We start from the raw sequence: 11,796 nt of genomic DNA, 5'->3' as shown, positions 1-11,796 counted from the left end.
TCATGAAATTGAATCTTTCGCAATCCATGCAGCAGCCCCTTGAACAAAGCGGCTCGGCTCGCCGATGCTGTACAGCTGCAGCTCATGCATGGCCCGGGTGCAGGCGGTGTAGAACAATCGACGCAAACCTTCTTCTCCGTATTCTTCGTCCGAAGCATTGTAGACGATCACGGCATCAAATTCGATTCCTTTGGCCAAATATACCGGAATGACGACGATCCCCTGTTTATATTCGATCGAACCGCTTGTGATAAGTTTGATGTCATCTATATCATGGAGTGTTTCAAATACGGATGCACTTTGGGCTGCAGATTTGCAAATAATCGCAATGGTCCGGTGTCCCTGCTCCCGGAATGACTTCACTTTTTGCCGAATGGATTGATGTAACTGATCCGCATCGGCGACACTCGTGAGCACGGGGGTATTTCCGTTCCGGTCGAAAGGTATGATTTCGTTTCCGCCGGGGATGAGTGCCCGCGTAAATTCAACGATCGGTCTGGTGGACCGGTAGCTTTGATTCAAGAGAATCACATCGGTATGTTCAGGTCCATACAATTCGGCCAGCATACCAAAGTCATCCGTACCGTCGGCATGAGCGAATACAGCCTGGTTGAAATCGCCAAGCACCGTCATTTTCGCCGCCGGAAACAGCCTTTTAATAAACTCGAATTGAAAAGGCGAATAATCCTGCGCCTCATCTACCAGGACATGCCGAATCGAAACATTCGTCTGAAAACCTTCGATCAGCTCCTTCAAAAGCAGATAGGGTGTCGCATCTTCGTACAGAAGCTTTCCTTCGTCCAGCAAATGAGACGTCATCTCGCCGATTTCGTTCCATTCCGGTGGAAGTTCCGCCCCACCACCCTCGCTGGCAGCCAAATGCGAAACAAACATTTGCTTATATATGGCTGGAATATCGATAAAACCCATTTCCCGAATGTTTTGCCAAATACGCTTGAATTTTCTGCGGACCATTCGGCGTGCAAGTTCTTTGCGAACATCTTCCAGATCCACATCTTCCACCGATTCTTCGGTCATCCCGTGCTTTTTGCGAAGATGCACATAAGCTTGCTGATACTCGTCATTGCTGACCAGCTCAATGGCGTCCTGTACCCAAGGCTTTCGCCGCTCAGCCTTCTCCGCTGCTTTGACCAGCTCCTTCAGCCACTCCGACAACTTTTCCAGTCTATTTACAAATCGAAGCGTCGTATGCTCACGATAAAATCTCTCGTTGATTTGCTCGGCTGAAGCGATCGGTTTGCCTTTGAAGGAAATGTCCCTGAATACCATGCCGGACTTTTCCAACGCTTGGCGGCAGGATTGGATCCTATCAAAAAATGCCTTCGTCGCCTTAAAGCGGATTCCCGCCATCCGAACGTTGTAGTTGGGGTCATCCGAAGCCGTAAGGACGTATTCCAGCTGAGTGTACGGGTCTTCGACGTCAAAAGAATCGCTTAGCCGGTGGTTCAGATACTCCTGAAAAGTGACCTGCTGCATATTCTCTTCCCCAAGCTCAGGCAGCACGCTCGAGACATAACTCTTGAACATGGCGTTTGGCGAAAATAGGAGCATTTGGTCCGCGGTCAAGCGGTTCCGGTATTTGTACAGCAAATAAGCGATCCGCTGGAGTGCCGCCGACGTCTTGCCGCTCCCGGCCGCACCTTGAACAATGAGCAGGCGGGTGCTGTCATGGCGGATAATCCGATTCTGCTCCTGCTGAATCGTCGCCACGATACTCCGCATGTGCGTGTCTGCGGATTGACCGAGCACCTGCTGGAGAATCTCGTCACCGATGGTGAGCCGGGTATCAAACATCGACTGGATAACTCCGCTGCGGATGATGTACTGCCATTTTTGCTCCAGGATGCCTTGGATCGGCCCGCCGGGCGTGACATATTCAGCCGGACCCGGCGTGCAGTCGTAGTACATGCTTGACACCGGAGCTCTCCAGTCGTAAATCAGGAACTTTTCCCCGGTGGCGTCCGTGAGGGACGAAACCCCGATATACACCCGTTCCGTATCGCCCATTCCCTCTTCGGCAAAATCAATGCGCCCGAAATACGGCACATCCTGCATGCGTTGAAGCTGGGACAGCCGCTTGGAGGCCTGGCGGTGGCTTCCCTGGCTTAACGAAAGGACCTCGGACTGCTGCCGCAAGCTGATAATCGTTTCGAGAAAATCGTCAAAGTTGTCCGTGTTCACCGTGACATCTTCCCAGAAATGCTTGCGGATGTCCACGACCTCTTGCCGGCGGCGGGCCGTTGACTCTTCATATTGGTCGATCTGATCTTGAATGATGCCGATCACCTGATTCACTCGCTGCTGCTCCTGCTTAAGTTCTTGACTCATAAGAACACTCCTTTACGAAATAATCGTGAGCACCTGAAAAATGGGGGTTGACGGGGTTGACGTTTTGGTGTAATATATAATTAGGAAATACTGATTAAAACTTTTATGATAATTGATGCATATTTTAATTTATCATGTTGCTTCAATTTTGGCAACTCTATTTTTGTTTATTTCCTAACTCTACCTGTCAACGGAATAACGTTCCGTCAGGCGGAGTTTTTTGATTTACTTAGGCAAACGTTCCGTCTCGCTTTACAACCGCATGTAATGTAAATGAAACGTTAAAAGGAGTTACACCGTATTCAGACGGCGTAACTCCTTTGTATTTAGACTCTCTCCCATTTTTCCTATTCTTTCTTCACCCCAGGACCCCCCTGATATACCCCTTCCTCCTGTTTGATATCGTCTTCATCCAGTCCTTGCCGGGCCAGCACATCCGCTGCGTTGTCCTTGGGCTGATAGCCAATCTTTTCGCGCAAATAACCGATATCGTAATAATTGTCATCATTCGCAGAAGTCCCGTACAAAGTCAAAAACTTGAGCGATGAATCTGCTTCAATGCAGCATTCGGCCAATTGCACCATATCGCGTTCGGAGATCCAAATATGCGCAGTACGGTCCGAGTGCGGACGGTCGTCTCCGGGAAAATTGCCGATCCGGATGTTCATGGAGGAAACTCCATACTTATCTGAATAATAACGGCCTAGAAGCTCGATATAGCTCTTGCTAAGCCCATAAAAGCTGTCTGGCCGATGATCTTCGGGCTTGATATGCTCTCCTACTTTATAAAAACCGGTGGCATGATTGGAACTGGCGAAGATCACCCTGGATACGCCGCCTTTTCGGGCGCCTTCGTATATGTGATAGGCTCCCGTAACATTGATCGGCAGCACCTTGCCGAGGAAGTCATCTTCGTCTTTTGCCCAGCCAAAATGAAGTACCGCATCGACACCCTCCAGCGCTTCCAACACTGCCGCTCCATCCGTAATATCCAGCTTACTGACTCCTTGCTCCGGATCGGGACGGATATCCGTCCCGATCACGTCATAGCGTCCTGATGACCGAAGTCCATCCGCTACACAGCTTCCGATCCGGCCGGCTGCTCCGGTAACGAGTATTTTTCGCTTCATTCGGTCCACCTCTTTTCGGTTTGTTTTTTTAGAGCTCTTCTTGCTGCCACACATCTCTATAATCTTTATGGCGCTTGAATTGAACGTGGGCAAAAGAGCAGGCCGGGATAATTTTTTTGCCTTCCTTCCGGGCCATATCCACAACCGCCTTGACCAATTGGTCCCCGATCCGCTGTCCGCGCAGCTCTTCGGACACATACGTATGATCAATCACGACCGTTTGATCATCCACGGGCTGGAAAGTGATTTCCGCCACCTGCCGCTCGTCCTCTACCATCACGAATCCTTGACCCGCTTCCCGAATTTCTCTCAAGTAATCCCACGCTCCTTCTGCAAAATTGTTCTATCTATATTCTATCTTCTTTATTCTTCCCCGCCGCAGGGACAAGCGAAACCTACAGAGGGCTTGACGGGATAAAAATGCCCCCTGAAATTTACTCTGGTGCTTTACCAGAAGAAAGTGTATGATAAATACTTGTCAGTGTATTTCAAGTACGAGGCATTATTCGATCAAAAGGAGTTTTACATCATGACCAGACACAAATTGGGATTCTGGATATTGACCGCCCTCGTCGTGGGGAATATGGTCGGTTCCGGAATTTTTATGCTGCCCCGTTCGCTGTCCGAGGCGGCCAGTCCCGCTGGCGTCATTCTGGCCTGGCTGGCGACAGGGCTTGGAGTCCTTATGCTGGCCCTGGTCTTCGGCAGCCTGGCTGTCCGTAAACCGAAACTGAGCGGCGGACCGCAAATTTATGCGAAAGAGCTGTTCCGGGAAGGGTCGCACGGCTCTGTCCTGGCCGGCTTCATGTCCACATGGGGATATTGGGTCGGTAATATCGCCGGGTTTGTGGCGGTCATCACGACTTTTGCCAGTTACTTATCGACCTTTTTCCCGGTGCTGACCAGTGATAAGGTGTGGGTCGATACCGGAATATTGACGTTAAAGGCAGGCAATGTGCTGACGTTCCTCGTCTGCTCGCTTCTGCTGTGGGGAACGCATGCAATATGCCTGAGAGGCATGAACGGCGCGGGCCGGTTAAATTTTATCGCTACGGCTACCAAGGTGGTGGGCTTTGCCCTTTTTATTATCATTGCTTTGTTCGCTTTTCAAAAAAGCAATATCGGCCCTTTCCTAGCTCCGCGTACCGATGACGGCGGTGAACCGCTAGGCCTGCTCTCCCAGGTCAATGCAGCCGCGGTGGGAACGCTGTGGGCTTTTATCGGCGTTGAATCCGCCATGGTCTTTGCCGCCCGCGCCCGCCGCAAGCAGGACATCCGCCGCGCAACCATAGCCGGGCTGCTCATCTCCCTCGTACTCTACGTCGGAATCAGCATCCTGACGATGGGACTGCTTACGCAGGACCAACTGATGGCTTCCCAGAATCCGCTGGTAGACGGAATCTCTGCCGTGATGGGCCCGATCGGCGGGAAGCTCCTCGCTGCGCTGGGCTTGATCAGCCTGCTCGGATCAACCATAGGCTGGGTGCTGCTGAGCGCCGAAGTGCCGTTTCAGGCCGCCAAGCTGGGCGTATTTCTGCCTTCCTTTTCCAAGGAAAACGGGAAGGGCATGCCCAAGTCGTCATTATGGATCTCAAACGCGGTCGGTCAGGTTTTGCTGCTGTCCACCATCTCCGGCTCGATCTCGGCAGCGTTCGATTTCATCATCTATATCGCCACACTGGCCTATTTGGTGCCTTATTTGATCGCTTCTATCTATCATATTAAGCTGATCTGGACCGGACAAACCTTTACAGCTTCCAAAGAACGGGTAACCGAGGGCATCATCGCGGTGCTTGCGGCATTGTATTCGCTTTGGGTTATCGTGGCGGGAACGGCGGATTTAAAAACCTTCCTGCTGGGGATTGCATTGATCATCAGCGGCATCCTGTTCTACCCGCTGCTGTTCAAGAGACGCAAGGCACATAGAATATCCAATTGATCATTCGAGCATGAACAAAAGGCGGCCATCTTGGATGGACGCCTTTTTTGCTTCGGAAATGCAGCAGCGATGATACAGTTACGGCTTACCGATATACAGCTTCCCGTTCGCAAAAATCGCCGAATACCCAAGCCGGTAAAGCTCGAAATACGCGGCCAGCGGGTCTCCGTCAAGCCCGTACCGATGCCATTGAAGATAATAGGAAATCCAATAGTCGCAGGCGATGGAATAATAAGCCTCGCTTAAAACATGAACGGGTTCATTATCATCGGTATGCTCGCTTATCAGTTCGAACAACGATTCGTGCACAACGGGATCGTACTCCTGCCGGATTTTTTCCATTTCGCTGCCGGAAACGATCTCGACTTCACGGATGGACCCGAGATATGTCGACGCCTCCACCGCTTCCTCCAACTCGGCATGATCCTCCATTAGCTGCTTCAAGCCAAGGATATGACTTTTGCCGAGATCCTTAAGCTCCTTTTCGGATACATGATCAGATTTCCCGTTAAAATAACCGGGCATCCCTTCCCCTTGAAAATCCTGCGGATCCAGCATTTCATAAATCGGGAGGATACGCTTCAAGTAGACGTCACCATCCTCGAGCGGCGTGAACGTTGCTTCCAACCCATTCCCGCTGGGCATATAGATTTGAAAATAGCCGTAATACATATCTTCCTCAATGGGCCCCGTCGTTTCCTCAGCCTCTTCTTCATCCATCAAACCAAGCACGTATCTTCCAAACTCCTGCTGATCGATCATCTCCACCTCCTGATCACCAGAATCTATTAAATAGAATTATAAAGCGTAGGGATCGGCCGGGGCAACGGTTGGCCGGACAAGGATCTTTTCCGATAAAGATTACGCTTGGGTCGCGCAACTTCCCGCATGTTGCTTGCGTCTTGATTAGTAGATTCATGAAAAAAGAACACGGAGGATGATCATGAAATATTCCCGCTTCATGCAAGGCGTGCTGCTATCTGCAGTGGTTATGGCGGCGGTATCACCCCATACGCTTGCGGCAGCATCCACTCAACCGGGAGATCGCATGGATTCTGCAACACTGTTATCGGCTTCCAGCTCTGCAGAGTCACCGGCCGCTTCAGCTTCCAGCACCGCCGCTTTGGGAACGGCTTTCGTTCAGGTGGCAGCCGGGAATTATTATTCTGTCGGATTAAGGGCAGACGGCTCGGTGTGGACCTGGGGAAGAAACTTATTGGGCGAACTCGGGATTCCCGATACCACAGCGGTTTCCAGCATGGCGGCACCTGTTCGGCTCAGCACACTGCCACCATTGAACTCGATAGCTACCGACGGGTATGGTTACCAACTGGGCGTAGCACGCGACGGAACGGTATGGGAATGGGGATCACGGCCGGGCTACGTCCGGGAAACCCAGGTTCCGCGAGCGCTCCCGGGTTTATCCGGAATCTCGCAAGTAACGACACTGCAAAAGTACAGCTTTGGTCTCGGAAGCGATGGGTCCGTTAAAGCGTGGATGAGAGATCAGAAGAGAGGCGATTCGGGCCCGCCGATTTCAGTTAATGGCTTGAAAAATATCGTCCAACTGCAGTCGGCATCCGATTTTATCTATGCGCTGGATTCCGCCGGATCTGTCTGGAGGTTTACGGTGAACACCTCAGAGAATCAGCTCCACCTCTCCGTACCGGTCCGAATACAGGGTTTGCCGGCATTGAAGCAAATTTCCACGCAGCATGCCTATGATGCTTATGGAGTAGACAGCTCCGGCAAGGTATGGAAATGGTCTATCCAAGCTTCTTCGGGCACAGCAAAGCTTTATGTAAAGCTAGTCAGCATTCAGCCGTCCCTTCAGGTCCGTAATGTTTATGCTTCCCCCGGTTATGCATTGCTGGTGACCCGGCAAGGAGAAGTGTGGATGTACGACGGCAAACCGGGCGGATCAGCCATTAAAGTCAAAGGACTGCAGAGGATTGCATCGGCAGCGGCCGGGGATACCCATCGTTTGGCCGTTGATGCCAAAGGCCAGGTATACGGCTGGGGTGCGAACAATTGGAACGAGGTTGGCGTCCCGCGAAATACGGGTGACGGCATGGAATACGCTCCGGTTCCCATTCAGCGGCCGATCACAATTCGTATCAACGGCAGCTTGCTCCCTGCCTCCTTCCCGGCAGTCAACAAGAATAACTCGATCATCGTACCTGTCAAAAGCGTAGCGAAGGAGCTCGGAGGTTCACTCGAGGCCTCTTCAGATCAGGCGGGGACTACTTACAGGCTTCAGTACGGCCAAACTACGGTAACCTTCCGATCCGGCTCGGCCGAAGCCGCCATTCAGGGGCGGTCCATTGCATTGTCCGGCCCGGTAAGTATGATAAATGGCGCCGTCATGGTGCCTGCTTCCCTGTTCAAGCAGCTGGGATGTCAAGTAGATTGGAATCCCAATCTTGCCGAACTGAGCATACAAGGCAAGTAACAGATGTAGATTACAAAAAGCACACGCCGATATGCGGTGTGTGCTTCTTTTTAATTGATTTTAACTAAAAGCTATAATATTCAACGGTATGTTTGCTCAAGCAGTGACAGCAGTTTCCTGATGCCTGGAGCAAGCTCCACGTTTCCGCTCATGATCCGGTTAAAGTCCGGTATTCCCTGCTTCAGCAGCAATCCGCTGAAATAAAAATATCCGTAGAAAGCATCGGGCTCATAACCGCGCGGTTCTTCTTCCTCCCACTGCTCCTCATCCCCATTATCTTGATCGGGCCATAGATACTGGTCATCCAACAGCTCGTTCATGGATTGAATCGTTCCCACTTTTTGTATATCTTGATCTGAATTTGCTGAAGCTACAGCTAGGTATAATTCAATTTCATCCGTTGACACCTGTTCTGGTTCCTTTTTTCTTAATTCCTCTATTAGTACAAGAACGGTCCAAGGGGTCACCTGCCACAAGGTTCCTTGATGTTCAATCAGTTCTGCCAATGGAGCGTACCGATTTTCGTCAATCAACCGGGGAATGTCCGTGCCTCTCCCATATGCCGTCGTCAACCGATGCCACGGAACATTATCGATGTTCATGTCGGCTAAAGCCTTCATCGTATGATCTCACCTTTCGCTTTCTGTCTTACGGGCCACCGCTTTTATTTACTTCAACACCGCGGTCCATGCTTCCTTTCTAGCGCGGCCATTTCAGTGTGTTTGCACCTAAGTTACTTAAATAAAGTTTTTGTCTTGACAACATTAGATTAAAAAAATATAATAACTTACGTAAAGTAACTTACTAATGAATTCAGACTGCAGTCGGTTCATAATCAAAATACACTTCATTGGTGATTCAGGTGGTGCAAAGATGTCGTTTTTCAAAAAAATATTTGGCTCAACAGCCAAGGAGGAAGTCACAATGAGCAAATTGAACATCGGAATTATTTTGGGAAGCACACGTCAAGGCCGGGTAAGCCCTCAAGTAGGACAATGGGTGAAAGAAATCGCAGACCAACGCGGTGACGCTAACTACGAAATCGTGGATATCAGCGATTATCAACTGCCTTTCCTTGGAACGACAGATGGTTCCGAACCTGGAATCGTCACCTGGAACCAAAAGCTCGGCGAGCTGGACGGCTTCGTGTTCATCGTTCAGGAATACAACCACAGTATTACCGGCGCACTGAAGAACGCCATTGATTTTGCCCGTGAAGCGTGGAACAACAAGGCAGCAGGCATCGTGAGCTATGGCTCCACAGGCGGTGCCCGTGCGGCGGAACATTTGCGCGGCATCTTGGGAGAACTTTTGGTTGCCGACGTTCGTGTTCATCCAACGTTATCTCTGTTCACCGATTTCGAAAACGGTTCGGTCTTTAAACCGCAAGCTCTTCATCTGGACAATGTCAACGCGATGCTGGATCAGGTCGTTGCTTGGAGCGGAGCTCTCAAAACTCTAAGATAATTGAATATTCAATGAATACAAACGCGAAAAAGCTGCCGAATTCCCGGCAGCTTTTTTTCAACTTTATTACCATGGTTGGCTAGAGGCACAGGGGCTTCAATCGGCCGATGTGATCAGACGCTCGGTTTCATGCACCAGGCCGCCCAGGATGTCGAGTGCCTCCTTCAACCGTTCGGCATCAGCCGAAATCAAAGTAAACATTTGATTAATCCGCTCTGCGTATGCAGTAGGCACGATATCCAAGCCGTCGATGATGGCTGCGGCTCCCTTTTCGTTCATGCAGTACTGATTATTTATGGCGAACAATACCTGGTTTAAGCAGGAAACCGCCCTGAAGCAGCATCCACCGACATAAGAGGCGTCTTTTTTGACGACCCCTTTCATCCCGATCTCGAGCGAAAATTTGGCCTCCCACAAAAACTTGCCGATGATCGCCTGCCGGTAAACGGCCGGGAACGGCGCCGTTCTGGGCTTCAATGCGGAAATGATACCCGAGGGGTCCCATAGCACTTGGCACAAGGCGATTTCCGCCAGATAAATGGAGTTGATAAAGCCGTGAGGGTGTCCTGGTTGATAGTCGATTGTGATGTTTCCATTGAGACAATCGTCTATGATCCTGGAGACTTTACGGATATCTCGGTACAAAAAATCGACGGGGATTTGTTCGACTCGCAGCCAGCCTCCGCCATTGATCCAAGGTCCCCATCCCCCGATCTCCGTCAACAGGTCCTTTCTGCCGTCATCATCCAGGTCGGCTGAAATCCGGCGAAGTTCTTCGATATCCAATCCCTCACTTGAATCGTAATAGATGCCGATATCGATATCCGAACCAGGGTGGTGGGTCCCCCGTGCTCGGGAACCGCCAAGCACGATGGCCGATACCCCATTCACTTTACGAAGCTGTTCTGTTATTTGATTTATAATGGACTGGATATCCATGCAGGGTCACCTCATTCGGCTCATTTCATTCATTATAGCAGTCGCCATGCCTTGATACCGACCTTATTTCCACCATTCATCAAATGGGGTCACCGGCAGCTCACGTTTATGCTGCGAATGTTTGTAACGCTGCTCGATCTTGTCTTGCTCCTTTGGTTCAACTTGATGCCCGGTCAAATACTCGTCGATCACCTCGTATTCCATGCCCAGCTCGGTTTCATCCGGCTGCTGCGGCTTGTTGTCCAATAGATCGGCCGTAGGCGTCTTGAGATACAGCCGCTCTTCGGCCTTCAAGGCTTTGAGCAGCTGGCGCCCCTGCTCCTTGGTCAGTCCGGTAAGAGGCAGAATATCGGCTCCTCCGTCACCGAATTTTGTGTAGAATCCGGTGATCGCTTCGGCGGCATGGTCCGTGCCGATCACCAAGCACTGGCGTTCACCGGCAATGGCGTATTGGACGATCATCCGCATTCTGGCTTTGACGTTTCCTTTGTGATAATCGGGAAGCCCGCCCCCAGTCGATTCCGAATAAGTAAGAGCGAAGGCGTTGACGGCATTCATGATGTTGAAATCAAAACTCTCATCAGGTTTGATAAAATCCAGCGCCTTCCGCGCGTCATTCTCGTCCTGCTGAATGCCGAAAGGGAGCCGCACCGCGTAAAATTTCGCATCGTATCCTTCCGCTCGAAGTTCCTGGACCGCCAGCTGGGCAAGCCGTCCGGCCAGGGTGGAATCCTGCCCGCCGCTGATGCCAAGCACGAATCCTTTGGCACCTGTCTTTTTGCAGTAATCCTTAAGGAAACCGATTCGTCTCCGAATTTCCTCTTCCGGCTTAATCTCGGGCTTCACATGAAGTTCTTGAATAATTTGTTGTTGTGTATTCATTAGACTGACTCCCTTCTATCGGTATAATTTATGTTGGTTCATATAAGCATAACAGTTGTCGGGAACCAGATAACGCGGCTCCCCGCCTCGTTTGAATTCATCCCGGATGTACGTCGAGCTGATTTCCATCGCAAGCCCTTTGTCGATCAGATGGAACGTCTGCCCGTCATCGGCGTTGCGCAGGATCGGCGATTTGCTGATGGCCGCCAGCATGTTAATACCATCCCGCGCCATCACGATAAATTTGTTTTCCTGAATGAGCTCCTCGGATTTCTTCCATTTCTCTTCTCCAATATCAAGCAGCAGATCCGCTCCCATGATGAAGTAAATATCGTCCTCCGGGAAGATCTCCTTGTAGTGCTTCAGCGTCAGGTAGGTAGCGATTTCCCACCCCGCCTGTTTCATCTCATAATCGTCCGCGATAAATTTATCATTGCCTTCAATTGCGAGTTGAATCATGCTCCACCGCTGCTCGTCGCTGGCATGCAGCGTTTTGTCCGGCCTTTTGCTAGAGCAGGGCAGGAAGATCACCCGGTCCAGCCTGCAGCGGTGAGCCACGGTGCTGGCCGTCCACAGATGAACGTTAGTAATGGGATCAAATGATGATCCGTATATTCCGATTTTCGCCATATTACCCT

The 11,796-nt window shown here is 50.8% G+C and carries 11 protein-coding genes; 3 read left to right on the top strand and 8 right to left on the bottom strand.

Annotated elements, in window-relative coordinates; all coding sequences use genetic code 11:
* The 3 genes from helD to CJP46_RS06550 form a co-directional block, all read right to left on the bottom strand.
* Nucleotides 1–2,349: an RNA polymerase recycling motor HelD gene (gene helD, locus CJP46_RS06560; protein ID WP_094594750.1), complete on the bottom strand. Its 2,349-nt coding sequence runs from the start codon at nucleotides 2,347–2,349 to the stop codon at nucleotides 1–3.
* 347 nt (nucleotides 2,350–2,696) lie between these two features.
* On the bottom strand, nucleotides 2,697–3,479 hold the full coding sequence (locus tag CJP46_RS06555; RefSeq protein WP_094594749.1) for an NAD-dependent epimerase/dehydratase family protein: 783 nt from the start codon (nucleotides 3,477–3,479) through the stop codon (nucleotides 2,697–2,699).
* A 28-nt stretch (nucleotides 3,480–3,507) separates the two neighbouring features.
* The gene (locus CJP46_RS06550; protein ID WP_094594748.1) at nucleotides 3,508–3,792 is read right to left on the bottom strand and encodes a GNAT family N-acetyltransferase; all 285 of its coding nucleotides are present in this window, start codon (nucleotides 3,790–3,792) and stop codon (nucleotides 3,508–3,510) included.
* Between the two features lie 216 nt (nucleotides 3,793–4,008).
* Here CJP46_RS06550 and CJP46_RS06545 point away from each other — a divergent pair, with 216 nt between their 5' ends.
* Nucleotides 4,009–5,418: an amino acid permease gene (locus CJP46_RS06545; RefSeq protein WP_094594747.1), complete on the top strand. Its 1,410-nt coding sequence runs from the start codon at nucleotides 4,009–4,011 to the stop codon at nucleotides 5,416–5,418.
* 78 nt (nucleotides 5,419–5,496) lie between these two features.
* Here CJP46_RS06545 and CJP46_RS06540 read toward each other — a convergent pair whose 3' ends face one another.
* Complete coding sequence (locus tag CJP46_RS06540) at nucleotides 5,497–6,180, bottom strand: hypothetical protein (protein ID WP_256992211.1); 684 nt, start codon at nucleotides 6,178–6,180, stop codon at nucleotides 5,497–5,499.
* Between the two features lie 181 nt (nucleotides 6,181–6,361).
* On the opposite strand from CJP46_RS06540, the gene CJP46_RS06535 reads away from it, so the two are divergent.
* The gene (locus CJP46_RS06535) at nucleotides 6,362–7,870 is read left to right on the top strand and encodes a stalk domain-containing protein (RefSeq protein ID WP_179281052.1); all 1,509 of its coding nucleotides are present in this window, start codon (nucleotides 6,362–6,364) and stop codon (nucleotides 7,868–7,870) included.
* 80 nt (nucleotides 7,871–7,950) lie between these two features.
* Here the strand turns inward: CJP46_RS06535 and CJP46_RS06530 are convergent, their stop codons facing one another.
* Nucleotides 7,951–8,490 carry a hypothetical protein gene (locus CJP46_RS06530; protein ID WP_094594745.1) on the bottom strand — a complete coding sequence of 180 codons (540 nt, stop codon included), beginning with the start codon at nucleotides 8,488–8,490 and terminating at the stop codon, nucleotides 7,951–7,953.
* Between the two features lie 253 nt (nucleotides 8,491–8,743).
* Here CJP46_RS06530 and CJP46_RS06525 point away from each other — a divergent pair, with 253 nt between their 5' ends.
* Entirely contained in the window at nucleotides 8,744–9,337 is a 594-nt protein-coding gene (locus CJP46_RS06525; RefSeq protein WP_094594744.1) for an NADPH-dependent FMN reductase, read from the top strand.
* A 96-nt stretch (nucleotides 9,338–9,433) separates the two neighbouring features.
* Here CJP46_RS06525 and CJP46_RS06520 read toward each other — a convergent pair whose 3' ends face one another.
* The 3 genes from CJP46_RS06520 to nadD all read right to left on the bottom strand — a co-directional run bounded on the left by CJP46_RS06520 (nucleotide 9,434) and on the right by nadD (nucleotide 11,788).
* Nucleotides 9,434–10,276, bottom strand: coding sequence for a nucleotidyltransferase family protein (locus CJP46_RS06520; RefSeq protein ID WP_094594743.1), 843 nt, complete (start codon nucleotides 10,274–10,276; stop codon nucleotides 9,434–9,436).
* Between the two features lie 63 nt (nucleotides 10,277–10,339).
* A complete protein-coding gene (nadE, locus tag CJP46_RS06515; protein WP_094594742.1) occupies nucleotides 10,340–11,158 on the bottom strand; it encodes an ammonia-dependent NAD(+) synthetase in 819 nt (272 codons plus the stop codon).
* Nucleotides 11,159–11,173: 15 nt separating this feature from the next.
* Nucleotides 11,174–11,788 carry a nicotinate (nicotinamide) nucleotide adenylyltransferase gene (gene nadD, locus CJP46_RS06510; RefSeq protein WP_094594741.1) on the bottom strand — a complete coding sequence of 205 codons (615 nt, stop codon included), beginning with the start codon at nucleotides 11,786–11,788 and terminating at the stop codon, nucleotides 11,174–11,176.
* Between the last annotated feature and the right edge of the window lie 8 nt (nucleotides 11,789–11,796).

The sequence above is a fragment of the Paenibacillus sp. XY044 genome (assembly GCF_002257645.1).
Classification (GTDB): Bacteria; Bacillota; Bacilli; order Paenibacillales; family Paenibacillaceae; genus Paenibacillus_AQ.
Note: the sequence above shows the minus strand (reverse complement) of the source record. Positions and strands in the feature narration are given on the sequence as shown.